Here is a 25,480-nt window from a genome sequence, read left to right on the forward strand (position 1 = left end):
AGGGTGGGACGCGACTGCATCATTTGTGGAAATTACGCTGGATCAGCGGAGCACATCTTTCCAGCGGCCCTCGGTGGCAAGCGCAAGAACAAATCCATCTATTGCGATACCCACAACACGGCCTACTCGGGGCTGGTGGCACTGCTCGCACAGCAGCTCGAGCCGCTGAACTCACTTCTCGAAGTGAAATCCGATCGAACGAACGAGGTTCGCCCAGTCAAGACGACGGAAGTGGGGACGGGTTTGCCGATGAACGTCGTTGGCGGCCGAGCGGCACTCACCGCTCCACGGATCATTCGGGAAGAGCCACAAGCGGACGGAAGCGTCAGGCAGCAGCTCAGCATGCTCAGCAAGAAGGATGCATGGGCGAAGATCGATGACATGCGAGATCGTGGGGTCCTTCTCCACAATGAGAAGCCTAAGCGCACGCCTCGAATCGTCGGCCAGCTACGTCAAGGGCTTGAGCTGGGATCCGGCGATGGCCTCAGAGCTGCGGGCTACATCTTGCAGACCTACCTGGCGCAGGAGTTCCCAGAATTGGCGCGCAGCGCAGCCATAGATGCCTTCAAGGCTTACACGTTGGGCAAGGATTCAACGACTCGAGTGCGGTGGGATTTCGAGAAGGCCGACGCCTATCCGACCAACGCGTTCAAGTTCGGACACCAGGTACTTCTTGGCGTCGATCCAGAGTCTGGGCGGATATATGGACGGTTGAGCTTCTTCTCGACGATCTCGTTTGTCGCTGAGATGGGGAAGGTCGACCTGGACAAGGCCCCTTCAAATGCCGTGGTCATCGACATCGACCCGCTGGCCGAAGGACAGCCTCAAGATCAGTCAAGAACGGAGTTTGCCGCCGGTGCATTCATTCCGGCACAGCTTGCGGAAGAGGTTGCTCAGAAGGCGATGCAGGATGGTGGCGTGCAGCAGGCTTTTGGCCGATTGATCGTCAAGATCGAAGACCATATGCGCGAGCGGCAGGCCCAAGACATCATCGACCGCCTGCAGGCGAAGAACGCCAGCTCTGAGGCCGATAAGGAAGCAGTCCTGTCGGCGATCAAAGGCGAGCTTGTGCAGCGCGCTTTCAACCTGGCCGGCCATATCTTGGAATCAGTCCGCCTGGATCCGCGGGTGGCAAGGTTCGCGCCTCGCTTCGAAGCGCTGCTGCGACAAGATGACACAGCCATCCATGGCATCAGCGACGAGGGTTTTCAAGCAGTCCAAGACTGCGCGTCTGGCCTTGCCGAGCAACTGCGCAAGGACTGGTCGAGTGGCCAGCTCGTGCTGGACGACGTCGCCATGCTCATTGGCGGCGGACGTGGTGCCGGCATCGTCGGCGATGTTCTGTTCACCAAGTACGCCGGGGTGCAAATTCAGTGAGCGGGCGGTGAGGGTGGCATTGCATCGCTGTGGGGAAGTGCGCCTGAAGCGCGGGGAATGAAGACGATGGTGACCGCCAAGCCTCGGCCTTGGCGGCCCCAGTCCAACTCCACCTCGGCACCGTGGCGCTCGGCGATCGCTCGAACGATGGACAGGCCAAGGCCGCTGCCGCCAGGATCGTTGCTGCCGGACACGCCACGGAAGAAGCGGTCAAATACCCGTTCCCGTTCTTCCGCGGGGATGCCAGGGCCGTTGTCGATGACGCGAAGAACCGGCTGAGCCGTCTCCGTGACGACCTCAATGTCGACGGCGCCGCCCGGGGCATAGCGCAACGCGTTATCGACGAGGTTATTCAAGAGTACGGTGAGCTGCATGAGATCGCCGTCGATGACAGGCCGATCGCGGACACGCACGCCAAGATCAACGCCTCGCGCGTCGGCCCGCACAGCGAACGTGCCTGCCACGCTGCGCGCAAGAGAGCCCAGGTCGATGGGCTGCGTCCGGATGGCTTCGACATCCCGCTCGCTGCGTGCGATCTCTAGCAGTTGCTCGACGAGGTGCTGAGAGCGGTTGATGCCCGCCTCCAGGTCCTCGAGGGCTGTTTGTCGGGACTGCTCGTCTTGACTGCGCTGAAGCAGTTGCAGTTGCAGTCTGAGGGCGGTGATGGGCGTGCGAAGTTCGTGCGCCGCGTCGGCAAGGAACCGGCGCTGGGCAGAGAAGGAGTCGGTCAGGCGCCGTAGAAGCTCGTTCGTGGAATCAATGACCGGCATCAGTTCGCGGGGCGTTTCGCCGGCAGGGATAGGGGAGAGCGCGCCAGCGCTGCGGGTGGCGATGTCGCGAGCGGCAACGTCTAGCGGCGCAAGACCTCGTCGAAGACTGAGCACCAGCAGCACGCCGACTCCGGACACCAGCGCGACCATCAACGTCGCAATCTGTGCGGCCGATTCGCCCGCCATTTGCTCTCTTTGAGACTGGCGCTGGGCGGCCTGTGCAACGTAGTTCTGGCCGACGACGGTATGCATGATCCAACGGTCACCGCGAACGATGGGCTCGCTGTGGCCGCTTTCCGCAGCGAACGGCAGTGAGACGCGTGGGTCAGAGATGAAGAGCCGCCTGCCGGACGCCCTCCAGCTCTGCGTGACGATCTCTGAATCGTCCGGCTCATCGGTTCGGATGGGGAGGGCGGCACTGGCGCTCCAATCTCGGTTGGCCTGGTGCATCCGGGCCACGCCTTCGGCAATGGTCTTCAGTTCGGCGTCGAAGACCTCGCGCATTTCCTGCAGCGTCACCCAGTAGGCTACTGCGGTCAGCAGCACTGTGCCGAGCGCCAGAGCGCCGACGATCCACTTCAGCAGGTCGCGTTCAAGGGAGCGCATCAGGCCTCCGCCACGCGGTAGCCGACCCCACGTAGATTGCGAATGCGCTCTGATCCCACCTTGCGACGCAGGTTGTGGACGTGCACCTCGATGGCGTTGCTGGCGATCTCTTCCCCCCAGCCATAGATGGACTCTTCGAGTTTCTCCTTCGAGATCACGGTGCCAGGTCTGAGCATCAGCGCCTCCAGGAGCCCGAATTCGCGGGCGGATAAATCAACAGGTTGGTCTTGCAGGGTGACGATGCGCTTGGCAGGGTCGAGCATCAGCGCGCCGCATCGCAATATGGGAGTGCTGCTGCCGGCGTGCCGGCGCAACAAGGCGCGGACGCGGGCGATCAGCTCGTCGAGATCGAAGGGCTTCAGAACGTAGTCGTCGGCGCCGGCTTCGAGTCCTGCAATCTTGTCCCGGACGTGGTCTCGCGCGGACGCGATGAGAACCGGCATGCCGTTGCCACGGCTCCGAAGCTTCCCAAGCAGTTGCATGCCGTCGATCTTGGGCAAGCCGAGGTCGAGGATGGCCAAGTCATGGATGCCGTGGCCAAGCGCCAGTTCGGCCTCGCGGCCATCACGGACCCAGTCGACGCAAAACCCAGCCTGAACCAGACCCCGCTGCAGGGACTTGCCGACCATCTCGTCGTCTTCGACCAATAGCAGGCGCATGTCGTTCTTGTTGCCTCAACGGGCGCATCTTAGATATCGAGCTGACATGGTCCCGTGATGTTTCTTAAGGCCGGCTTAAGCCTCGGACTTCGACGATGGGCCATGATCTCGCCCCATCGTCCCCTGTTTCGCACGCTCCCATGCGTCCTTGCCCTGACCCTGCCAGTGCCAGCCCTAGCTGGTGATGAGGATGACCAGAAGACCTCCCAACACAACTACCTGCTCGGCGCCATGGCGCTGTCGCAGCCTGAGTACGAAGGTTCTGACCGACGGGTGCTGAAGATCCGGCCCCTCTGGGCGTACCAGTGGGGAAGGTTCAGGCTGAGCACGTCCCGCTCGGCCGCCGCGATGAACTTTGCCTCGGATCCCCAAGGGCCAGGCGCCAGTGCCCTTCTCGTGGACGGAAAGCGGTTCCGGTTTGGCGGAGCCCTGCGCATCGACAGCGGACGGCAGTCGGGCGACTCGCCGCGGCTGAACGGACTTCCAGACGTCGAGCGGACCTTGCGGGGGCGTGTCTTCGTCGGATACCGGTTGAGCGACAACTGGGATGTCAGCGCCAACGTCTCCCAAGACCTGCTGGGTCGCAAGGGCGGTGCCGTCGGGAGCTTCGACGTGGGTTACCACCGCAGGCTGGGTCAGAACGTCCAGTGGTCAGCCGGAGTCGGTCTATCCATGGCGAATCGACAGAACATGCAGACCTACTTCGGCATCACGCCGGAGCAGTCAGTGACTTCCAAGCTTCCGGTCTTTATGGCCGGTAACGGAGTGCGGAATGTCTATGCCGGCACGGGCTTCATCACCGCACTGACACCCAGCTGGATCTTGTTCGGCAATGTGGGCGCTTCTCGTCTGCTGGGAGATGCGGCGGCCAGCCCGCTGACGGTGAACACCAGTTCCGTGTCTGCGGGGCTTGGGCTCGCCTATCGCTGCTGCAAGTGGTGAAAGGAAGCGCGGGCAAAGCAAGCATCTAGAGCAAGCGGGCCCGACAAGCGGAGTCGCCTATGCGGGCAGCACCTGCCTGGAAGCCGCACCACTCACTTCTTCGAGGGCTTTGCGATGGACATCCACCATTGCGCCAACGTCAAAACTTCGCGGCTTCCACAGCTCTGCTTCAGCAGGCGCATCATCATGTCAAAGAAGGCAGAGCCAGGGCCGATGGAAGCATGAGTCAGGATGTTGCTCGAGGAGACAAGCAGGCCAATGATTTCTTCAAGCGCAGCTGTCATGCGCCGGAACTTGTCCACCTTCATGCCCTTGAAGCCGTCTACTGAAGCAGCATCCCAATCCTTGGAGTACTGCTCAAAGAGACTCTTGATGCGATTGATCAGGTCCGCGTCGACGTAGATGCACTTTGCGCCCTTGCCGGTCTCCTTGACAGCCGCAAGCCACTTTTTCTTGTCGTGGTTGGCTTCAAGCCCTTGCAGGGCGGCAACAAAGTTGAATCCGCCTTCATTGGTTGAGCTTGAACTGGAACTGCTGCTCGCGCCAGACTTCTCCTCCGCTTCAGCAGCACGCCGCCTCTGGAGCTCTCTGTACAAACGCTGCGCGTTGGCAAGAAAGACCATCAACGTGTCGTACATGTCCCTGCACTTCCGGGCGAGACGACGCATGTGCTCGACCGACGCACGTTCATGGATTAGGTCATCTTCTTCTTGTTGCAAGGCATGCTGCAACTCCGGGCTCGCGATGCTCATGATCTGCTCCACCAACTCGGACAGTTCAGGAGATTCAAACGTGTACCTCTCCAGCCAGATGTCCAGGTTGAAGCCGTAGGGGTGAAGCTCGGTTTCCAACAATTTCATCAGCTCAAACAAGGCAGCGGCAGCTTCCGTGGCGACAGCTTCGTCAGCGTCGCTCATGATTTCAATGGGAAGCTTCTTCTTCCGGTCGTCATCGCCGTCATCGCGACCGCCGCCGCCTTTTCGAGAACCTCCGACCAGTCGGTCCGTAACAATTCTTGCTGCGTCAGGCGCTTCCATGGTCAAGCTCCCTTAGATTGAAAGGTCGTCGCAAGACGATCGACGGCGACCAGCAGTGGATCGGTCAGGTGAAGGACGTCATCACACCCTGATATCAACTCGTCGGTGAGGATCCAAGACTTCATCTGAGCGACGCTTTTGGCGGAGTCGAGGGGTTGGGCAAGCTTCTCCTGAGCACTGCGCACCATGGCCGCAGCCTTCTGGTAGTCACTTCCACCGCGTCGGTCCATTTCCGCAGCCAACTGACGAAGCGCCGATTGAGCGCGCAAGGAGGCACCTTCCCATACCAAAGTGCCGACGCGGTCCTGTTCCGAAGACTCGCCAACGGCCTCAACTATCACCTCCAAGGGGACGTCAAGGGCCGTCATCAGCCATGCATCTTGTTTCTTTCGATCACTCATATCGCGCTCCATTGCTTATTCCAGTGCGATTCGAAGAGCTGTGCGGCTTCGGCGTCCTGCGACGACGCGCTTGCGGCCGATTTCTGCTCCGTTGAAACGAGACTCCACCCGATAGCTTGGAAGAAGGCGCGTTGCGCGCTGACCGCGTAAAGCCTTCTTTCACCCACCTCCGCAGCCTCTTGCATCAGCCAGCTGACGAGCCGGCGACCCAGGCCTTGTCGTCGGTGGGGGAAGGCGACGACCAGGTTGGAGAGGCACGTAGCGAGCCGACCGGATTCAGGCAAGAACGTTCGCACGACGCTTGCGCAAGCCATGACTTGGTGGTCACCCAGCGCAATCGCTGTGAAGGGCAGGTCTGAACCCTCGCAGCGCGGCAAATGGCAACCTGGCCATTGCGCCAGGAAGAGGCGGCGAGCTGCAGCGTCGAGGGCGTCATCCTGTCCGTAGCGAACGAACCGCCAAGGCGGCAGTTCGACATGCGGCCCTGCCATCACTTCATTCACCTCCATCGCGTGCTCCCGACCTACCTCAGTTTTCCGGACAGATCAGTCAGCGACCGCTCAAGCGTGGCGCGTATCGTGACCGGAACAAATGGGTTCGAATCGAGTTCGCCGATGAAGGGGTCGCTGACAGCCTGCCGATGGAAGAAGCGAACCAGGCGAGCCGCCTCGCGATGCAGTGAGTCTCGGTCTGAGTCTTGCGGCCCGGCCGCCAAGCGGTTGAAAAGGCCGGAAAGATCGTCGGCGAATGCATCCAGCACGCCGTCCAGCTTCCGTAGCTTGCCGGCAATCTGCGGAAAACCTTCTCGCTTCCCGTAGACCTCCGTGATCGCATGCTCGAGCTTCTTAAGTTCGGCTGCGACCTTCGTTTTGGTCGCATCCCAGACGAGCCGGCATTTGGCGTAATCGACCATCCCGGCTGTACTGCCGGCACGCTGGCGAGAACGTCCAGCATCCGGCTCGTTCGCTGATTGAGGCGCTGAGCTCTCCTTCAGGCGTATGGACTCGAGAACCTCGCGCACCGCGGACTTTGAAGGAGTTGGCATGATGGTCACCGGGGTGAATACATAACTTGCAGGTCGGTCGGCGTAGCCGACGGGCTCAACGAGCAAGAAGACAGCGCCATTTAGTCGCCCGGGCTGCTGGAAAGTTCCGTTAGCAGAAGCGCAGAAAACAATGGACAGGCATACCCGAATACGCCGCAAGGGCATCACCGCGTAAGGGGCGGCCCCGAGTACGCCGATTCAAAGCAGCGTGGTTTCGGGAGGCGACGGTCAGCGCCGCTATGGACTTCGATGGTCGAGCGATCGCGATGGCCGATCCGTTGGCGCCGCTGACCTCTTTGAAGATCTGAAGGAGCGGGAGGGCGGTGCCGTCGCGAGTTTGGACATCGGCTACCTCTGCAAGGTGGGCCAAAACTCCCCCCGGACGTCGTGGGCGCAGACCTGGCTGCCACGCCGAGCGACCTCGGCAGAACGTGAATGCAAAAACGGCCAGCATCTGCCGGCCGTTCATGCAGTGAAATCGCAGAGCGATTCACCAAGTACAAGCGGTGTCAGTAGCCTTCTTCCAAGTCTGATGGCGCGCCGGCCAAGATACGGGAGCAATGAATTGCCTGCCGATCCTCAAGCTCATCGCGCCAAACTGAGAGTGGGACACCGGCACCGATCTCAGTTGGCTCGCTCTTTACAGAGGCAGAAGTCCCCGTACCTTTGGAACGAAGCCTTCCGCACCCAGAAGATGCCCTGCAAAACATGCAGGAGCAGAGAATTTGCCACACGCCCGCCCAGCATGCAAACGTCCGTCGAGCACTCCAGAAGGCTGACACGATGCTTGTCCCTCAGGGGCAGGGCGATCCGCCCCTAAGGGCGAGGCTGGCAAATCTGTTGGCCATGGGTACACTGCAAAACGTGAGACGCCTCTTCGTCATCCTGTTGATGATCGTCCTGCCGGTGCAGTTCACCTGGGCTGCGGCATCCGGGTTTTGCGGCCACGAGAACGGCGCTGCCGCGAAGCACTTCGGTCATCACGAGCACAAGCATTCCGGCCAGGCGCAGACCAAGGAAACCAAGGCAGCCAGCCTTTCGCATGCTGATTGCGAGATGTGCCATTTCGGATTCAGCGTTCCGAGCGTGGACGTGCTGATCACCGCCGACACACCCCCCAACCAGGATGTCTTCGCGGAGCCGCTTGAGCACCCGTCCCACATCCCTGGGCTGCCAGAACGACCTGACAGACCGCGCATCGCCTGATCCGGCGAGACGCGCGCTATCCCCTCTCTGACTTCGACGACGTCTCGTCGGATTCCCCGTTGGTTCATGCCACTAGGAGAATTCGATGCGAAAGCGTTCGCTGGTACTTTCCAGCGTTGTGCTCATGGCCGCTGCCATGTGGTGGGCGGAAGCTTCAGCACAACCGGCGTCTGCGCCGGCCGGCAAAGGGCCGGACCTGACTCTGGCTTTGGCTCTGCAGATCGCGGAGTCCAACAACGCCACCTTGCGGGCCACGCAGGCTCAGCTTGACGCCGCTCACGGCGCGCGCCGGGAAGCTCGATCGCCCCTCTACAACAACCCGCAGGTGTCGGTCGACCGTACGCGGCGGGATGTGCCTCAGGCAGGTTTGCCGACCGACCGGCGGCGGGAGTGGGGTGCGGGCGTCACGCAGGCTTTGGAGATCGCCGGACAGCAGGGCCTGCGTCGCGACATCGCTGGCGCCACGCTCACCGCCGTCCAGGAAGACATCGAGGCCACGCGACGCGACGTGCGCGCCGAGGTGGCGCAGAAGTTCTTCCGCGTGCTCGGCCTGCAGCAGCGCATCACCGTCGAAGAACAGGCGGTGCGCCTGTTTGAAGGAACTGCAAACGCCGTTCAGAAGCGCAGGGCTGCCGGCGAGGACACCAAACTCGACGCCAACCTGGCCGCCGTCGAGTCGGAGCGCGCGCACAACCAACTTGCCATGCTGCAAGAGCAGCGCGATGACGCGGCGGCGGAGCTGGGTGTCGCGATGCAGGCCACCAGCCGCATCCTGCCTATGGTTGCCGGTGACCTGGAGCGAGGTCTGGAAGCAGGCCTGCCGAATGTGGATGACTTGCTTGCGACGGCGTCCTCGCAGCCGCGACTGAGGTCGCTGACGGCGCGCGTCGACAGCGCTCGCTCCAAGCTTGGACTCGAGCGGGCGGGGCGTTATCCGGACGTCACGGTTGGCGTCAACGTCGGTCGGGAAGGGAGCATGGACGCGCGTGAGCGCCTCACCACGCTGTCGCTGTCCCTGCCCCTGCCGGTCTTCCGTCGCAACGACGCAGCCATCGGCCAAGCGTCCACGGACCTGACGCAGGCACAGATCGACCGTGATGCGGCTCGCAGGGACCTCGACAGCCAGGTCAGGGTGCTCTGGTACCGACTGCAGAGCCTCAAGCAGCGAGTGCAACGCCTTAAAGGCACGGTTCTGCCCACGCTTGCGGACAACGAGCAGTTGTCCTTGAAGTCACAGCGCGCCGGGGAGATCGGCCTACTGGAACTCATCGTCGTGAACCGGCAGACGCTGGACGCGCGACGCGACCTCATTGACGCACTGGTCGATTTCCAGACCACCCGCATTGCCCTGGAACACGCCGCAGGGCGCGTCCCTGCCGAGGATCAAGGAACCCAACCATGAAGAACCGCCCAGTCGCCACCTTGGCATCGGTCGCAGCGATGGCCATTGTTTTGGCCGTCAGCGGGTGCGGCAAGTCCGACAAGCCTGATCCTGCCAAGGCTGCTGAGGCCCCGTCGGAGAAGGCCAGCGCTCCCGAAGGGCTCAGGTTGGCGCCCGACGAGGCACAGCGTGCCGGTCTTCAGTACGAGACCGTGCAGAACAAGTCGGTACCGGACGTCATCAGCGTCACAGCCACGATCCGGGTGAACCAGGACCGTATCGCGCGCGTCGCGCCGCGGGTCGAAGGGCGAATCGTCGGGGTGTCGGCCAATCTGGGAGATCAGGTGAAGGCGGGGCAGCCCTTGGCCACTCTGGACAGCCTGGCGATCGGTGAAGCGTCAGTGGCCCTGCTTCAGGCGCAGTCCACCGATCGTGCGGCTGAGGCGGACTTCAAGCGCGCATCCGCACTGAACGCTGAGGAGATCATTGCGCAGAAGGACTTCCTGAGGCTCAAGGCCGAACGCGAGCGCGCCGCAGTCGCCCTGCGCGCCGCCGAGGACCGGCTGAAGCTGCTGGGCGTGGACCCCAAGCGTCTGAGCCGCGTCGAATCCACGTTCCCGTTGACGGCGCCGTTAACGGGCACCGTGGTGCAGAAGAAGGCCACCGTCGGCGAACTGGGAACGCCCAGTGATCCGCTCTTCACGGTCGCTGATCTGTCGACGGTCTGGGTGGAAGCCAATCTCACTGAAAACCAGCTTGGCAAGGTGAGGCCGGGCGTTACGGCTGGTGTGACGGTAGCGGCCTATCCAGACCAGACCTTCCAGGGCAAGGTCACCTACGTGGCGAGCTTGCTGGACAAGGAAACTCGCACCATTCCGGCACGCATCGAAGTGGCCAACAAGGACGGCAGGCTCAAGCCAGAGATGTTTGCCAGAGCCGTCATTGACACCGGCGGTGGCGCACCGACATCCACGGCGATCAGCGTGCCGGACGCGGCCATCGTCCTCATGCAGGGCCAGCCGACCGTCTTCGTGTTCGCCAAGGGCGGGTACGAGCAGCGTGCCGTCGAGCTCGGCGACAAGCTCTCCGGTCGTACGGTCGTGAAGTCGGGGCTGTCCGTCGGCGAGCAGGTCGTGATCGCAGGCACCTACGCGCTCAAGGCACGGGTGCTGAAGTCGCAGATCGGCGACGAACACTGAGCAGGAGCCGACCATGCTCAATGCCATCGTCGACGCGTCCTTGCGCTACAAGGTCCTTGTCATCGTTGCCTTCACCGTGCTGGTGGGGCTGGGGGTACAAGCGTTCCGGGAGGTGCCAGTAGACGCGTTCCCGGACGTGACCCCCATCCAGGTCAATATCTATACCGAGTCTCCCGGCCTTGCCGCGGAGGACGTGGAGAAGCTGCTGACCACGCCCATAGAGGGCGCCATGGCAGGCCTCCCGGGCGTGGAGGAGGTGCGTTCGGTCTCCCTCTTTGGCCTGTCCTACGTCGGCGTCTACTTCAAGGACAACGTCGACATCTACTTCGCGCGCCGACTGGTCGGCGAGAAGCTGCAGGAGGCCAAGGAGCGCTTGCCGCAAGGCTATGGGGAGCCGGTGCTCGGACCGAACAGCTCCGGTCTTGGGCAGGTGTTCTGGTACACGATCGAGTCGGCTGACAGCAAGCTGACTGCGATGGACCTGCGCACCCTGCATGACTGGACGGTGCGACTGATCCTGCGTACTGCACCAGGTGTGGACGATGTCATCTCCTGGGGCGGCCATGAGAAGCAGTTCCAGGTCCAGATCGATCCGCGCAAGCTCATCAAGTACGGCCTCAGCTTCAAACAGGTGATGGAGCGCCTGGCGGCCAACAACAAACAGGTCGGAGGTCAGTACATCAACCTCGGCGCGGAGCAGTATCTGGTGCGCGGCCTTGGGCTCGTCACGGGCACCACTGACATAGGGACCATCGTCGTGGAGGAGCGCAACGGCGCGCCTATCTACGTCCGCGACATCGCCGAAGTGAAGGAAGCACCCGCCCTGCGCTTCGGTGCCGTGACCCGCAACGGCAAAGAGACCGTCCTGGGCATGGCCCTAGCGCGCGTCAACGAGAACGCCAAGAGCGTCGTCGACGCGGTGAAGGCCAAGATCTCGATCGCCCAGGCGGCGCTACCCAAGGGGGTGGAGCTCAAGGCGATCTACGACCGCACGGAGATCGTCGCCAAAGCGTTGAAAACGGCCGAGAGCGCCCTGGTCGAGGGCTCGGTGCTGGTCGCGATTGTCCTGTTCCTGTTCCTCGGCGAGGTGCGCTCGGCAGTGGTCGTCATCGTGACGCTGCCACTGGCCATGCTCATCGCCTTCCTGCTGATGAACCAGTTCGGCCTGTCCGCCAACCTGATGTCCCTGGCAGGTCTTGCGATCGGGACCGGGATGATGGTGGACGGGGCCGTTGTCATGGTCGAGAACGCCTTTCGGCTTCTGGCCCACGCGAAGGAGTCGGGCGGGCCGATCGACAAGACGCACTTGATCCTTGAGGCGGCGCGCGAGGTGGCCAACCCGATCGCGTTCGCCATCCTCATCATCATCGTGGTCTTCATGCCGCTCTTCTCCCTCAGCGGTTTGGAGGGCAAGCTGTTCAAGCCGATGGCCCTGACCATCACGTTCGCGATGGCCGGCTCGCTCTTGCTCTCGCTGACCCTGGTGCCGGTGCTCGCCGCGTTGATCCTCAAGCCTAAAGAGGAAAAGGACACCTTCATCGTGGCGCGCACCAAGCGCGTCTATCTGCCGCTGTTGGACTGGGCGCTTGAAAGAAAGCGCCTGGTCGTCGGCATCGCGGTGGTGCTGCTGATCGGCTCTGTCGCCTTGTTCCCCTTCTTGGGCAAGGAGTTCATGCCTCAGCTGCAGGAGGGTTCCATCATGTTCCGCATCACCGGAATTCCGTCTACATCGTTGGATGAGTCGATCCGGGTGTCGAACGCAGTGGACGCCAACCTGCGCAAGAACTTCCCTCAGGTGAAGACGGTACTGGCGACGATCGGCCGCGCTGAGCGCGGTGAGACGTCGGACGTGAATTACATGGAGGTGCTGCTGGAGCTCAAGCCGCAGTCCGAGTGGACGGAGAAGATCTCCTACGGTGCCCTGGCCTCTCAGATGCAAGAGTCGCTCGAGAAGCAAGTGCCGACAGCGGTCTTCGGCGCGACGCAGCCGATCCAGATGCGGGTGGAGGAGCTGATCTCAGGGGTTCGCGCCACGCTGGCGCTGAAGCTGTATGGCGAGGACCTGAACACGCTGGATCGACTCACCGCGGAGATCAAGAACGTGCTGGACAAGGTGCCTGGCGTGGCCGACCTGTCGGCCGAGGCGAACAAGGGCAAGCCGCAGTTGGTCATCAAGGTCGATCGGGAATCCGCGGCGCGCTATGGGATCAACGCCGACGAGATCCTGGAGGTGGTTCAGGCGGGTATCGGCGGGGCGACGGTCAGCACGCTGATCGACGGCACCAAGCGTTTCGATATCGCTGTACGGCTAGCCGACGAATTCCGCGCCGACCCGGCTTCGATCGCTGCCATTCCGATCCGCACAGGGGAGGGCGCGCTAGTCCCGTTCTCGCAGGTGGCCAAGATCGAGCTGGACGAGGGCTACTCGTTCGTGCGCCGTGAGTCGTTGCAGCGCTACTCCGTCCTGCAGATGGACGTCAAAGGCCGGGACGTTGACAGCTTCGTCAAGGAGGCTGGCGCTCGACTGACAGCCAACGTGAAGCTGCCGCCCGGCTACTGGGTCGAATGGGGCGGGGCGTTCGAGAACCAACAGCGCGCCATGGCGCGCTTGGCTGTGATCGTGCCGCTGACCATCGGCTTGATCTTCATCCTCCTGTACACCGCGTTCAACTCGGTTCGGCACGCGACGCTGATCATCGCCAACGTGCCCTTCGCCATCATTGGCGGGATCGTTGGGCTGTTCATCAGCGGCCAGTACCTGTCCGTGCCGTCGGCCATCGGCTTCATTGCGGTGTTCGGTGTGGCCATGCTGAACGGCATCGTGATGGTCTCGTTCCTGAACGATCTGAGGCGTCAGGGCTTGCCGATTCGCGAGGCAGTTCGCCACGGGGCAGCACTCCGCCTGCGCCCGGTGCTGATGACGGCTTCGGTGGCCATCTTGGGCCTCATTCCGATGCTGATCTCGACTGGAGTCGGAGCGGAAACGCAGAGGCCCCTTGCCACGGTTGTGGTCGGCGGCCTTTTCACGTCGACAGCGCTCACCCTGCTGCTGTTGCCGCTCATCTACGAATGGTCCGAGACCCGCGCGGCAGCACGTCAAGCCGCAAGGCAGCCGGCCGCGCCGCACGTCGCCAACGAGATTGGCGTGCACCACCCAGAACCACCCGAGGAGTCGACATGAAGCAGATCAAGGCCTACATCCATAGCCATCGCGCGGCAGACGTCATTGACGCCATCAAGTCCACCAAGGCCTGGGAGATCCTGGACGGCGACCCGCATCACTACCACCTGAGCGCCACGCCGTCGCAGGGAACCCTTCCGCCGATCGACGACGCTGAACAGCACTTCTCCGTGAACCTCGGCTTGGCGGTTGTCAACGAAGTGCGGCTCGAACTGCATTGCGACGACGACTGCGTCGACGAGATTGTCAAAGCGATTCGAAGGTCGGCCCGTACGGGCCAGCGTACCGCTGGCTGGGTCTACGTCACGACGATCGACGCCGCGCACGAAATTCATTGAACCGGCGCGGGAACTCCGCGCCATACGAAGGAGCAACACATGGGATTCTTGGATCGACTGCTGAAGGGCGGACTCGGCGGTCACGGGGGTGGCGGCCATCATGGAGGGGGACGCTCTCACGGGGGTGGGCATGGAGGTCATGGCGGCCATGGCGGTCACGGGGGCGGCTACTACCCGCCTGCGCAGAACGTACCGCCCCAACCGACTGCGCCCGTTTCCGGCGGTTTGATCTGTGCCAAGTGCAGCAGTCCCGGGGCGCCTGGGGCACGGTTCTGCAGCGCGTGCGGTGGCCAGCTGGTTGCAACTGCCTGCCAAGGTTGTGGCACACCGTTCGCGCCAGGCGCGCGGTTCTGCAACCAATGTGGCAAGCCTGCTCCGTGATGGTCATGGACCGGCGGATTGCGATTGCAGGCCTCGTGGCCATCGCCGGACCGCCGTTGTCTGGCTGCGCAGGGATGCCCCGCAAGCCGCCCGACGACCGCTACTGCTTCCAGGTGAAGACACACGCCGGATCGAGACCTACTTGCACGCCAGGGCCCGTGCCGGATCTGTCGGCAGACGCACACGCGAAGAAGTTCGAGGTCGTTCCAGGCAGCCTCGTCGTCTACATCGTGCGCCAGCGATGGGGAGATGCGGTGAACGTGGTCAACGTCGGTGTCGATGGCGAGGCACTGGTGGCGACAACGCCGGCGTCATTCATCAGGTTGGTCCTGGCGCCGGGCGCCCATCGACTAGGTTTTGAGTGGAAAAAGGGCAGGGGCGACCTCGAAGTTCGCGGAGAGGCTGGCCAAGTGCTCTTCGTGGAGTTGATCGGCAGCCTTTGGTTCTGGAACGAGTGGTACCGCCTGGAGATGGCTGATGCCTCCATCCGGAGTAGGGCAATGAAGAGTCGGCTGGTGGCCGACGTGAAGGTGGCTGGAAACGAATGATGGACAAGAGGCGACAAGACATTGAGAAAGAGGAGATGGTTCCCGACCTTCCTCCTGAATCAGCGGCGGCGCACTTCGAGGCGATCGGCAAGGCCATCGGCGATATTGATGTGATCGTGCGAGGGCTCCTCGACCGGACGCCACCGACCAAGCCCTGGCAGCGCCAGTTGAGAGTGCATCTCCAGGACGCGGATCGTCACGTTGAGATCCTCCGTCTGGCGATCTCTCTCGAGCATGACCAAGCCGAAATTCACGACTCAGCGCGCAAGCTCAAGCAGGTGATCGAGACGGCCAACGTGCAAGTCGTGGGAGGACGCGCTGACGGAACTACTCGGAACGCCTTGATGGTCGCGTACAGGAACGCCGCCCTGCTGAGCTCCTTGCTTGCACCCTGAGTCGAACCCAATCGCGTTGGAGGAGAAATGCGATGACCGACAGCAGAGCAAAGGCCCACGAGCGTTACCACGCTGCCATGGTGGAAGTGAAACGCCGCCTGCGCGCCGTCAACCGCGTCCTGGGCGCCAAGAAGTCCCGCACGCTCACTCTGGACACGGACAACGAGTTCTCCTGGCTCCAAGTGCGCAAGGTGATTGAACTGGTGGCCTTCGCGGGCATTGCATCGGACGAGGCGCGCTACGCTGCGCTGCGGATGGAGGCCAAGGACAACCCGGACTACACCCGTGATTGGAAGGTCGGGGACATCCTGAGGCGACTCTCGAAGATCACGCCGCACTTCCTTCCGATTCCGATTGGCAGCGTCCAAGTGATGGGCGACGGCCTGTGGCACTTCAATGAGGCGAAGGAAAAGCAGACCCTGGAGCGCTTCGTCGAGATTTACGAGCGCGCCGGCGAACACCTTCACGTGCCCAACCCTTTCGGCGAGGTCTCTTTGGAGCGACACCAGCAGTTGCTGACCTCTTCGAGGAAACAGCTTTACAAGGACGTTCTGTACCTGACCGGCGTGCTATGGACGCATGCCAAGGTTGGTCTGGAGTTCGACCCTACCGATGACGAGCCGCGTGGGGCGGCCAATCCGATTTCGGCGTGGCTGGTCCAGCTCGGGAAGCCGGAAACGGACGAGGTTCGGGTCGTATTGGCAGAAGGGATCGCTCGTCCCGCGGGCGATGGCGAAAAGGAGGACGTGACACGTGACGAATGAAACAGCGCTCCCGTTGTCCGCGCTTTGGCAGAACGAGTTCAACGCCGACAACCTGATCGACTACGCACGTGCGTCGATAGATTTGTCGGACTACATCCGCGTGCTGGTCAAGGAGGGCTACAGGCACCTGGTCGTGCCCAGCCGAGGCGCAGTGCCATTCATCAGCGCCGCCGCAGCTGCCTGGCGGCTCGATGTCCGATCGCTGCCGACGTATGACGAGCGGTTGAAGGAGATGAGCGAGCTGACCTATTCGCCATTCCTCCAGAAGCTCGTCCTGCCGTTTTCGGCCGACCCGCAGGACGCGACGCAGACAACCGCATCGATCCGACGCTATTGGAGCCGCGTTCTTGCGGCGCTCGTTCGACGTGACGGGACCGATCCCTACCTCACGTTCTACAAAGTACTGGTTGAGAACCTGGCCAAGAGGAACTGGCTGGCGGCGCTGCCCAGCAAGCTCCCAACGGAGAAGTTCATCTTTGTAGACACGGTCATATCGGGACGCGCCATCAGCGAGATCTTCAAGGCCTTCGAAGAGGTTGGACTCGACAAGTGCCACTTCATTCTGATCGTCGACGCCCGGGGCGCGGAGGTGGCGCAGCGGTACCAGCGGGAGATCAAGGCGATGGCGGATCAGGGGCGGTGCACGGTTCTCCCCGTCAACAGGCTTTTCACGGAAGACCGCGGGCCTGCCGTCAGTGGGGTCTGGAGCACGGTCTATCCACAGATACTGGATGCCGTCCGACAGCGGTTTGAATGGGCAAGGGATGCCTATGGCGCAGGTACGTTCTATCACCAGGTGTCGAGCTCACAAGTGAAGCCTCGTCAGGGCATTGGGACCCCTGACTACAACATGCCAGTCACGCAGATGTATGCATCCCTGTATGTAGGCATCTCGACGGCAGTGAGGGCGCTGCGAGACGCCGAAGCGGCGGAGAAGAAGCTGGCCGATCAGGTCGGTCGCGAGTCGAGCGCCTTCGCGGAGATGCTTGCTGAGCGCCAGGCCGACATCGATCTCGACCTTCGCCGCCAACTCGAATACCAGCTCATGAAATTCCGGGAGGCTGTGGAGGAAATGAAGCCGTACAGCCCTTTGGACAAGGAGACAACCCGGATCCTGGCCGAACCCCGCGTTCATGAGGCGCATCCGGACGCCGTTGTGACGGTCTCAAGTTCCCACCTTGTGCGTGTCACGCTGCCTGACTCAGAGATCTCCCGGGTGATGCTCGAGGCTGAGCGGGAAATTGCGTTGGGCAAGGACGTGCTGGATGACGACTGGTTCCGGTAGGCCTACCGAGAACTGGAACGCGGTGGCGAGACCCGGCTGGCGTGTTCGAGCCACCGCGGCCGCCGCATCAGTGTTGATCTGTGGTCTGTTTATCCACGTGCTCAGCGCCAGCCACTTGCGTTGGATTCCTCAAGTTGGAGCTGCCCCTGGCCCATCGATCAGCGTCAGACTTGTACCCCTGCGCCGCGCGGCACCTGAGGTCGTCGCGGCCGTCCCTGCTAGAAGGCCTCAAGCGGCAAGCTCACGGACGGGATGGAATAGGGGCGCCGCGAGCAACGCGCAGCCGTCGGGCACGGCTCCAATGGCTGGTCAGGATGTAAATGCCGACAAGCAGCCAGGTGAGCCAGAACAGCTTGAACCCGGCACCGTGCCACCGCCGATCCGTCTTGATCTTGGCGTGGCCATGGCCGGCGCGCGCCCGGAGTTCCGCAGGATGGCCGATAGCGCTGGCGTCGCACTCCAGCTCGGCGGGCTGTCGAAGGACGAACGCATCGCGCTTGCAATCACTCGGACCGAGAAGCGCGATTGCCTGGGGCCGCGCAAGGACCTGAAGGCAGACCTGGTCCAGCTCGCGATCTACCTGCACACGGTGGCCAGCGGCAAATGCAAAGGACAGTAGCCGCGGGTCACGCTGGCGCCAACATGACGGATTTGTAATGCGAAGGCCACGCTTCCCGTTGGGGACGGATTTCTAAAGTTCCTTCCATGGTGAACGCCTCAGGTGGCTCTCCCGAGTCACCCGTCCGCCGAAGTAGGAACTCTCATGAACCGCACCATTTCCGCCTCCGCCCTGATCGCCAGCCTTGTGTTCGCCGTGGGCGCTGCCCAGGCAGGTACTGCCGCTGGGAACGACCGCATGTTCAACGGCAAGTCGGTCCACGGCGAGGCCGTCACCGCCACCCAAGGCGCGCGTGTGGTCAAGGTCGATGCTGGCAAGGCCATCAACGTGAACTGCGGCGACGTGGTGACGTTCCAGAGCGCGGGCAAGAGCTTCACGTGGAAATTCAGTTCCGCCAGCCATCGCGCACTCGACGTCCGCGACATCGCGCCCCAAGGCTTCACCGACAAGAAGTTGATGGTCTACGTGTCCCGCGCCGATAGCGAAGGCGCATGACCCTCCGAGCCCTGCGATCCGCGGTCGGAAACGAACCGCGGGTCTGGGCGAACAGCTTCCAGTAAGGCGAAGCACCGCTGCTTTGCGAACGATTTCACTGGAACAGCCAAGGCCAATTCACCCTCGTTTAACCGTTTCAAGACACAATCCGGTCCATGCGTCGCTGGCTGACCATCCTTTTGCTGTTCATCCTGCCCGTCCAGTTCGCCTGGTCGGCAGCGGCAGCCTATTGCCAGCACGAGCAGATCCCTGCCAAGGCGCACATCGGTCACCATGCCCATGAGCATGGGGTACCCGGTGATGCCGGATCCAAGGTGTCCGGCAAGCATCTCGACGACAAGTCGCCTTCCAAGGGCGGCAAGCTGCTCGGGGACAACGACTGTGGCTATTGCCAATTGAGCTTCGCGAAGCCGCTGGTGCCCGTCGCGCTGCAATTCGACAACAACGTCGCATTCACTCTGGACCCTGCGTCCAACCAGGCCTTCCGTTCGCGCGGGCCTGACCTCCTCGAACGCCCCAACTGGCGCGTCGCCTGATTCGGCGAGCGCAGTTTCGTTCCAACCCCTCTCGTTTGATGCGGCCCTAGCCGCAGCACTGCACTCGCCGAAACCCTCGCGTTGTCCCTACAACCCTGGAGTTTTCGATGCGCAGAACCTTCGTGCCGCTTGCATGCGCGGCACTCATTTCCTCCCTTGCCCAGGCGCAGTCGTCTGGGATCCCTCCCGCTTCCGCTGACGTTCAGATCGCTCAGGCGACAGTACCAGCCACCCCGACGGTCGCCCCGCAAACCACGCCGTTGTCCTTGAGGACGGCGGTCGACACGGCGCTGGCACAGAACCCCCAGCTTCGTGCCGCCGCAGCCGAGCTCGATGCCAATGACGGCACTGTCCGCCAGGCCGGCCTCATCCCGAATCCGGTGCTTGGCGTGGACCAAGAGGACCTCAAGTCCGGCACCCGCGTCACGACGATGCAACTCAGCCAGACGCTGGAGACCGGCGGCAAGCGAGCGGCGCGGGTTGAGCTGGCACAGCGCGGCAAGGACATTGCAGCGCTGGATCTGATCGCTCGCCGCGCTGACATCCGTGCCACGGCCGTCCAGGCCTTCTTTGACGCACTGACGGCCCAAGAGCGCGTCAAGGTCGCTGAAGAATCGCTGCGGATCGCCGGCAGTGGCGTTGATGCCGCCGCACGTCGGGTGACCGCCGGGAAGGTGTCGCCCACGGAGGAGACGCGCGCTCGAGTCGCTGCTTCAACCGCTCGAATCGATCTGCGCCAAGCGCAAGCCGAGAGTTCGGCCGCGCTGCGTGCGCTGACCGCCGTTATGGGCGTGCCTGAGGGCACCATCCAGCGCCTGGACGGCAGCGTCGACGTGTTGCCGGTAGCCCCGTCAGCGCCCGACATCATGGCGCGGCTGCCCGATGCGCCGGCCGTGCGCCGCGCTTTGCTTGAGGTCCAGCGCGCCGATGCGGGCTACACCCTTGCTCGTGCCAAAGGCGTGCCGGACGTGACTGTGGGCGTTGGTGCCCGCCGCGCCCAGGAACTGGGTCGGACGCAGGCTGTGTTCAGCGTGTCGGTGCCGCTTCCGTTCTTTGACCGGAACCAAGGCGCCCAGTTGGAGGCTCTGCGTCGCCGGGACGCCGCGCAAGCCAACGCCCAGGCCGAGGAGCTGCGCCTGCGCTCTGAAGTGCTGCAGATGGCAGACCTCCTGCAGGCGCGCAAGGACGAGGTCGAAGCGCTGCGCCGCGAGGTGCTGCCTGGTGCGCAGAGTGCTTACGAGGCGGCCAAGACCGGCTTCGAGCTCGGCAAGTTCAGCTTCCTGGACGCCCTCGATGCCCAGCGCACCTGGCTTCAGGTCCGCAGCCAGTACTACACCGCGGTGGCCCAAGTTCACCGCACTGCTGCAGAGATCGACCGCCAGCTCGGCACCACGACTGATCGCCCCTGAGGCACACCCAACATGAAATTCACGATGAACGACAAGCAAAGCACGCTCGACCGCCTGCGTGGCAGCCTGGGCAAGAAGCAACTGATCGCCATTGCCGCCGTGCTGGCGCTGGGCGCCGTCGGTACGGTGTCCATCCTTCGCATGGGCGGCAGTGCACCTGCCGCCGAGGAAGAGCATGGTCACGGCCACGATGAAGCAAAGGGGCACGCCGACGGTGAGCACCATGGCGAGGCCAAGGGCGAAAAGGGTCACAAGGACGCCGAAGGTCACGGTGACGGCGAGCACCACGAAGAAGCCAAGAAGGGCGCCAACGGTGGTGACGTCATCGGCACGCAGAAGGAAGTCAGCGTTGAGCTTCTCCTGGCCGACCAGGGCGGATCTCCTCGCATCAAGCTGTGGCTGACCAAGGGCGGCAAGCCGCTGCAGCTCAGCCAGCAGCAAGTGGCTGTGACGCTGGAGCGTCCCGGGCAGAACCCCGAAAAGATCGCGTTCGCACTCGAAGGCGGTGCCCTGGTCAGCGCCCAGATCATCAGCGAGCCGCACCTGTTCAAGGGCACCGTTGAGGTTCAGACCGGCGGTGGCGTCGCCCAGTTCCCCTTTGTCAAGGATGAGGGTGCCGTCACCATGACCGCAGACCAGATCAAGGCAGCGGGCATCTCGCTGGATACCTCCGCGCCTTCAACCATCCGTTCGGCGCTCCAATTGCCCGGCGAGATCGCCTTCAACGAAGACCGGACCGCTCACGTCGTGCCGCGTGTTGGTGGCGTTGTGGAATCGGTCGCCGTGTCCCTGGGTCAACAGGTCGTGAAGGGCCAGGTCCTGGCTGTCATCAGCAGCTCCAGCGTCTCCGACCAGCGAGCCGAGTTTCAGAACTCCCAGAAGCGCCTCCAACTGGCTCGCACGACCTACGAACGTGAGAAGCAGCTCTTCGAACAGCGAATCTCGCCCCAGCAGGACGTTCAGCAGGCTGAGCAGGCCATGCGCGAAGCCGAGATCGCCGTCGCCAACGCACGCCAGAAGTTGCAGGCAATTGGCGCGTCGGCGGACTCGTCGGCCCTGAACCGGTTCGAGCTGCGCGCGCCCTTCAACGGGATCATCGTTGAGAAGCACATCGCGCTGGGTGAACAGGTGCGTGAGGACACCAACGTCTTCACCATCTCTGATCTGAAGTCCGTCTGGGCTCAGATCAATGTGCCCGCGCGCGACCTGCCGCAGGTGCGCATCGGCGAGAACGTGGTCATCAAGTCCACCGCCTTCGAGCAGAAGGCCGTCGGCAAGGTGGCCTATGTCGGCGCCTTGATTGGCGAGCAAACCCGCACGGCCCAGGCGCGCGTCGTTGTCGACAACCCCAACACCGCATGGCGTCCCGGCCTGTTCGTGAACGTCGAGGTCTCGGCTGGCGAATCCAGCGTCCCGGTCTCGGTGACTGCTGACGCCATCCAGACCATGGAGGGCAAGTCCATCGTGTTCGTCCGTACGCCGAGCGGCTTTGCGCCGGTACCGGTCGAGCTGGGTCGAAGCGACGGCAAGCGCACCGAGGTGACGTCCGGCCTGAAGGCAGGCGCGCAGTACGCGACGTCGGGTAGCTTCGTCATCAAGTCTGAAGCCGGCAAGGCCTCGGCCAGCCACGAGCACTGAAAGAGGCGTCCACATGTTTGAACGCATCATTCGTTTTGCCATCGAGCATCGATGGCTCGTCATGTTGGCTGTGCTCGGCATGGCCGCGCTGGGCGTCTTCAGCTACCAGAAGCTGCCCATCGACGCGGTCCCCGACATCACCAACGTCCAGGTCCAGATCAATACCAAGGCGCCCGGCTACTCGCCGCTCGAAACCGAGCAGCGCGTGACCTACCCGATCGAAACGGTCATGGCGGGCTTGCCCGGCCTTGAACAGACCCGCTCGCTGTCGCGCTACGGCCTGTCCCAGGTCACGGTGATCTTCAAGGAAGGCACCGACATCTACTTCGCCCGCCAGCTGGTCAATGAGCGCATCCAAAGCGCTCGCGGTCAGATGCCGGCCGGTGTGGAGCCGAACATCGGTCCCATCTCCACCGGCCTCGGTGAGATCTACCTGTGGACGGTCGAGTCGCAGCCGGGGGCAAAGAAGCCCAACGGCGAGCCTTACACGGCCACCGACCTGCGCGAGATCCAGGACTGGGTCATCAAGCCCCAGTTGCGCAACGTGACCGGTGTCACCGAGATCAACACCATCGGTGGCTATGCCAAGGAGTACCACGTTGCTCCCGATCCGAGCCGTCTGGCTTCCTATGGCATCACGCTGGCGGACGTCGTCAACGCGCTGGAACGCAACAACGCCAACGTGGGCGCCGGCTACATCGAGCGCCGCGGCGAGCAGTACCTGATCCGCGCCCCGGGCCAGGTCCGCTCCATCGCCGACATCGGCAACGTGGTCCTGCGCAACGAGGGCAGCGTGCCGGTCCGCATCAAGGATGTGGCCAGCGTCGAGCTCGGCCGCGAACTGCGCACGGGTGCGGCGACCGACAACGGCAAAGAAGTGGTGCTGGGCACCGTCTTCATGCTGATCGGCGAGAACAGCCGCACCGTTTCCCAGGCCGTCGACAAGAAGATGGCTGAGATCAACAAGAACCTCCCGGCCGGCATCCACGCCGTCACGGTCTACGACCGCACGACCCTGGTCGACAAAGCCATCGGCACGGTCAAGAAGAACCTGATGGAGGGCGCGATCCTGGTGATCGTCATCCTCTTCCTGTTCCTCGGCAACATCCGTGCGGCGCTGCTGACCGCGATGGTGATCCCGCTGTCCATGCTCTTCACGTTCACGGGCATGGTGAACCAAAAGGTCAGTGCGAACCTGATGAGCCTCGGAGCCTTGGACTTCGGGATCATCATCGACGGCGCGGTCGTGATCGTCGAGAACTGCGTACGCCGCCTGGCGCATGCACAGGAGCACAAGGGGAGGTCGCTGACGCGCTCAGAACGCTTCCACGAGGTGTTCCTGGCGTCGCAGGAGGCCCGGCGTCCGCTGCTGTTCGGGCAGCTGATCATCATGATCGTCTACCTGCCGATCTTTGCGCTGGCTGGCGTCGAAGGGAAGATGTTCCACCCGATGGCGTTCACGGTCGTGATCGCGCTGGTGGGCGCCATGATCCTGTCGATGACCTTCGTGCCGGCAGCCGTCGCGCTGTTCATCGGCGAGAAGGTCGCCGAGAAGGAAAACTTCCTGATGGGCTGGGCGCGCCGCGCCTATGAGCCGGCGCTGAAGCGTGTCATGAACGCCAAGCCGCTGGTCATCACCTTCGCGCTGGTCACGGTGTTCCTGTCCGGCCTGCTTGCAACCCGCATGGGCAGCGAGTTCGTGCCGAGCTTGAATGAAGGCGACTTCTCCATTCAGACTTTGCGGATCCCGGGCACCAGCCTGTCGCAGTCGGTTGCGATGCAGCAGCAACTGGAATCGACGCTGAAGACCAAGTTCCCGGAAATCGAGCGTGTGTTCGCCCGTACCGGTACCGCGGAAATCGCGTCCGACCCCATGCCGCCCAACATCTCGGATGCCTACGTGATGCTGAAGCCCGTGTCCGAATGGCCGGAGCCGCGCAAGACGCGTGACGAACTGGCCGCTCTGGTCAAGGCCGAGGTAGAGAAGATGCCGGGCCAGAACTACGAGTTCTCGCAGCCCATCCAGCTGCGGTTCAACGAGCTGATCTCCGGCGTGCGCTCCGACGTGGCCGTCAAGGTGTTCGGTGACGACATGGACGTCATGAACAACGCCGCTGGCCGTATCGCTGCGGTGCTGAAGGGCATTTCCGGCGCGACCGAGGTCAACATCGAGCAGACCACTGGCCTGCCGATGCTGAGCGTGCAGATCGACCGGGAGAAGACGGCGCGCTATGGCCTGAACGTCCAGGACGTGCAGGACACGCTGGCCACCGCCGTCGGCGGCAAGGAAGGCGGCACGATGTTCGAGGGTGACCGTCGCTTCGACATCATCGTTCGCGTGCCCGAGAACGTGCGCTCGGACCTGGAGGCCATCAAGCGCCTGCCGGTGCCTCTGCCTGCGAGCGGCACCAGCAGCGCCCGGAAGTTCATCCCGCTGAGCGAGGTGGCCGATCTGTCGCTGTCACCTGGTCCCAACCAGGTGAGCCGCGAGAACGGCAAGCGCCGCGTGGTGGTCAGCGCCAACGTGCGCGGCCGCGACATCGGCACCTTCGTCGCTGAGGCCGAGCAGGCCATCCAGCAACAGGTCAAGCTGCCCACGGGCTACTGGATGACCTGGGGCGGCCAGTTCGAGAACCTGCAGTCGGCGACGAATCGCCTGAAGATCGTCGTGCCGGTGTCCCTGCTGCTGGTCTTCACGCTGCTGTTCGTGATGTTCGGCAATGCCAAGGACGGCTTGCTGGTGTTCACCGGCATCCCGTTCGCGCTGACGGGCGGCATCGTGGCTCTGTGGTTGCGGGACATTCCGATGTCCATCTCCGCGGCAGTCGGCTTCATCGCGCTATCCGGCGTGGCGGTGCTGAACGGCCTGGTGATGATCTCCTTCATCCGCAACCTGCGGGAGTCGGGTCGTAGCCTGGACGAGGCCATCTTCGAAGGCGCCATCACCCGGTTGCGACCGGTCTTGATGACCGCGCTGGTCGCATCGCTGGGCTTCGTGCCCATGGCGATCGCTACCGGCACGGGCGCCGAGGTGCAGCGTCCGTTGGCCACAGTCGTGATCGGCGGCATCTTGTCTTCGACGGCACTGACCTTGTTGGTGCTGCCGGTGCTGTATCGCATCGCCCACCGCAAGGATGACGAGGAAGACGCGCCTGCGCCGCGCGCCAAGCCGGATCAGGAGGTGCTTGCATGAACGCACTGCCGCATTGCGCGGCGCACCGGCCGCAAGGCCGGTGTTTCGCGGACCTGAGCCTCTGGCATGGAGGGC

Annotated in this window: 24 protein-coding genes; 18 read left to right on the forward strand and 6 right to left on the reverse strand. The window is 63.1% G+C overall.

Annotated features, from left to right (window positions below; all coding sequences use genetic code 11):
• Positions 1 to 3 precede the first annotated feature (3 nt).
• Entirely contained in the window at positions 4 to 1,377 is a 1,374-nt protein-coding gene (locus AC3WOE_RS04000; RefSeq protein WP_492688423.1) for a hypothetical protein, read from the forward strand.
• On the opposite strand, the gene AC3WOE_RS04005 is transcribed toward AC3WOE_RS04000, so the two are convergent.
• Positions 1,371 to 2,753, reverse strand: coding sequence for a sensor histidine kinase (locus AC3WOE_RS04005; RefSeq protein WP_492688425.1), 1,383 nt, complete (start codon positions 2,751 to 2,753; stop codon positions 1,371 to 1,373). The genes AC3WOE_RS04000 and AC3WOE_RS04005 overlap by 7 nt on opposite strands.
• On the reverse strand, positions 2,753 to 3,412 hold the full coding sequence (locus AC3WOE_RS04010) for a response regulator (RefSeq protein WP_492688427.1): 660 nt from the start codon (positions 3,410 to 3,412) through the stop codon (positions 2,753 to 2,755). The genes AC3WOE_RS04005 and AC3WOE_RS04010 overlap by 1 nt, the downstream gene beginning before the upstream one ends.
• A 102-nt stretch (positions 3,413 to 3,514) precedes the next feature.
• Between AC3WOE_RS04010 and AC3WOE_RS04015 the strand changes: the two genes are divergently transcribed.
• Positions 3,515 to 4,354, forward strand: coding sequence for a MipA/OmpV family protein (locus tag AC3WOE_RS04015; RefSeq protein ID WP_492688428.1), 840 nt, complete (start codon positions 3,515 to 3,517; stop codon positions 4,352 to 4,354).
• Positions 4,355 to 4,446: 92 nt separating this feature from the next.
• Here AC3WOE_RS04015 and AC3WOE_RS04020 read toward each other — a convergent pair whose 3' ends face one another.
• The 4 genes from AC3WOE_RS04020 to AC3WOE_RS04035 are packed head-to-tail and all read right to left on the reverse strand — an operon-like array spanning position 4,447 to position 6,903.
• Positions 4,447 to 5,391 carry a hypothetical protein gene (locus AC3WOE_RS04020; RefSeq protein WP_492688430.1) on the reverse strand — a complete coding sequence of 315 codons (945 nt, stop codon included), beginning with the start codon at positions 5,389 to 5,391 and terminating at the stop codon, positions 4,447 to 4,449.
• A gap of 2 nt (positions 5,392 to 5,393) precedes the next feature.
• Positions 5,394 to 5,792, reverse strand: a complete 399-nt coding sequence (locus tag AC3WOE_RS04025; RefSeq protein WP_492688432.1) for a hypothetical protein — start codon at positions 5,790 to 5,792, stop codon at positions 5,394 to 5,396.
• Complete coding sequence (locus AC3WOE_RS04030; protein ID WP_492688433.1) at positions 5,789 to 6,301, reverse strand: GNAT family N-acetyltransferase; 513 nt, start codon at positions 6,299 to 6,301, stop codon at positions 5,789 to 5,791. Before AC3WOE_RS04030 ends, AC3WOE_RS04025 begins: the two co-directional genes overlap by 4 nt.
• Positions 6,302 to 6,315: 14 nt before the next feature.
• Complete coding sequence (locus tag AC3WOE_RS04035) at positions 6,316 to 6,903, reverse strand: hypothetical protein (protein WP_492688434.1); 588 nt, start codon at positions 6,901 to 6,903, stop codon at positions 6,316 to 6,318.
• A 798-nt stretch (positions 6,904 to 7,701) separates the two neighbouring features.
• Here AC3WOE_RS04035 and AC3WOE_RS04040 point away from each other — a divergent pair.
• The 16 genes from AC3WOE_RS04040 to AC3WOE_RS04115 all read left to right on the forward strand — a co-directional run bounded on the left by AC3WOE_RS04040 (position 7,702) and on the right by AC3WOE_RS04115 (position 25,405).
• The gene (locus AC3WOE_RS04040; RefSeq protein ID WP_492688435.1) at positions 7,702 to 8,043 is read left to right on the forward strand and encodes a hypothetical protein; all 342 of its coding nucleotides are present in this window, start codon (positions 7,702 to 7,704) and stop codon (positions 8,041 to 8,043) included.
• 85 nt (positions 8,044 to 8,128) lie between these two features.
• The gene (locus AC3WOE_RS04045) at positions 8,129 to 9,445 is read left to right on the forward strand and encodes a TolC family protein (RefSeq protein WP_492688436.1); all 1,317 of its coding nucleotides are present in this window, start codon (positions 8,129 to 8,131) and stop codon (positions 9,443 to 9,445) included.
• On the forward strand, positions 9,442 to 10,623 hold the full coding sequence (locus tag AC3WOE_RS04050; RefSeq protein ID WP_492688438.1) for an efflux RND transporter periplasmic adaptor subunit: 1,182 nt from the start codon (positions 9,442 to 9,444) through the stop codon (positions 10,621 to 10,623). The genes AC3WOE_RS04045 and AC3WOE_RS04050 overlap by 4 nt, the downstream gene beginning before the upstream one ends.
• A 13-nt stretch (positions 10,624 to 10,636) precedes the next feature.
• Positions 10,637 to 13,804: an efflux RND transporter permease subunit gene (locus AC3WOE_RS04055; protein WP_492688440.1), complete on the forward strand. Its 3,168-nt coding sequence runs from the start codon at positions 10,637 to 10,639 to the stop codon at positions 13,802 to 13,804.
• Complete coding sequence (locus tag AC3WOE_RS04060; RefSeq protein WP_492688441.1) at positions 13,801 to 14,142, forward strand: P-II family nitrogen regulator; 342 nt, start codon at positions 13,801 to 13,803, stop codon at positions 14,140 to 14,142. The genes AC3WOE_RS04055 and AC3WOE_RS04060 overlap by 4 nt, the downstream gene beginning before the upstream one ends.
• A gap of 39 nt (positions 14,143 to 14,181) precedes the next feature.
• The gene (locus tag AC3WOE_RS04065; RefSeq protein WP_492688443.1) at positions 14,182 to 14,523 is read left to right on the forward strand and encodes a zinc ribbon domain-containing protein; all 342 of its coding nucleotides are present in this window, start codon (positions 14,182 to 14,184) and stop codon (positions 14,521 to 14,523) included.
• Positions 14,523 to 15,071 (forward strand): hypothetical protein, encoded by a 549-nt coding sequence (locus AC3WOE_RS04070; RefSeq protein WP_492688476.1) that lies wholly within the window; start codon positions 14,523 to 14,525, stop codon positions 15,069 to 15,071. Before AC3WOE_RS04065 ends, AC3WOE_RS04070 begins: the two co-directional genes overlap by 1 nt.
• Complete coding sequence (locus tag AC3WOE_RS04075; RefSeq protein WP_492688444.1) at positions 15,071 to 15,466, forward strand: hypothetical protein; 396 nt, start codon at positions 15,071 to 15,073, stop codon at positions 15,464 to 15,466. The genes AC3WOE_RS04070 and AC3WOE_RS04075 overlap by 1 nt, the downstream gene beginning before the upstream one ends.
• A 32-nt stretch (positions 15,467 to 15,498) precedes the next feature.
• The gene (locus tag AC3WOE_RS04080; RefSeq protein ID WP_492688446.1) at positions 15,499 to 16,230 is read left to right on the forward strand and encodes a hypothetical protein; all 732 of its coding nucleotides are present in this window, start codon (positions 15,499 to 15,501) and stop codon (positions 16,228 to 16,230) included.
• Positions 16,220 to 17,515: a hypothetical protein gene (locus tag AC3WOE_RS04085; protein ID WP_492688447.1), complete on the forward strand. Its 1,296-nt coding sequence runs from the start codon at positions 16,220 to 16,222 to the stop codon at positions 17,513 to 17,515. The genes AC3WOE_RS04080 and AC3WOE_RS04085 overlap by 11 nt, the downstream gene beginning before the upstream one ends.
• A gap of 301 nt (positions 17,516 to 17,816) precedes the next feature.
• Positions 17,817 to 18,134: a hypothetical protein gene (locus tag AC3WOE_RS04090; protein WP_144397096.1), complete on the forward strand. Its 318-nt coding sequence runs from the start codon at positions 17,817 to 17,819 to the stop codon at positions 18,132 to 18,134.
• Positions 18,135 to 18,278: 144 nt separating this feature from the next.
• The gene (locus tag AC3WOE_RS04095) at positions 18,279 to 18,629 is read left to right on the forward strand and encodes a CzcE family metal-binding protein (RefSeq protein WP_144397095.1); all 351 of its coding nucleotides are present in this window, start codon (positions 18,279 to 18,281) and stop codon (positions 18,627 to 18,629) included.
• A 155-nt stretch (positions 18,630 to 18,784) separates the two neighbouring features.
• Positions 18,785 to 19,165 carry a DUF2946 family protein gene (locus tag AC3WOE_RS04100; RefSeq protein ID WP_088481193.1) on the forward strand — a complete coding sequence of 127 codons (381 nt, stop codon included), beginning with the start codon at positions 18,785 to 18,787 and terminating at the stop codon, positions 19,163 to 19,165.
• A gap of 107 nt (positions 19,166 to 19,272) precedes the next feature.
• The gene (locus AC3WOE_RS04105; RefSeq protein WP_088481192.1) at positions 19,273 to 20,574 is read left to right on the forward strand and encodes a TolC family protein; all 1,302 of its coding nucleotides are present in this window, start codon (positions 19,273 to 19,275) and stop codon (positions 20,572 to 20,574) included.
• 24 nt (positions 20,575 to 20,598) lie between these two features.
• Positions 20,599 to 22,212, forward strand: coding sequence for an efflux RND transporter periplasmic adaptor subunit (locus AC3WOE_RS04110; RefSeq protein ID WP_277583787.1), 1,614 nt, complete (start codon positions 20,599 to 20,601; stop codon positions 22,210 to 22,212).
• Positions 22,213 to 22,225: 13 nt separating this feature from the next.
• Positions 22,226 to 25,405 carry a CusA/CzcA family heavy metal efflux RND transporter gene (locus tag AC3WOE_RS04115; protein WP_088481190.1) on the forward strand — a complete coding sequence of 1,060 codons (3,180 nt, stop codon included), beginning with the start codon at positions 22,226 to 22,228 and terminating at the stop codon, positions 25,403 to 25,405.
• Positions 25,406 to 25,480: the final 75 nt, after the last annotated feature.

The sequence above is a fragment of the Roseateles sp. FW305-36 genome, assembly GCF_058787015.1.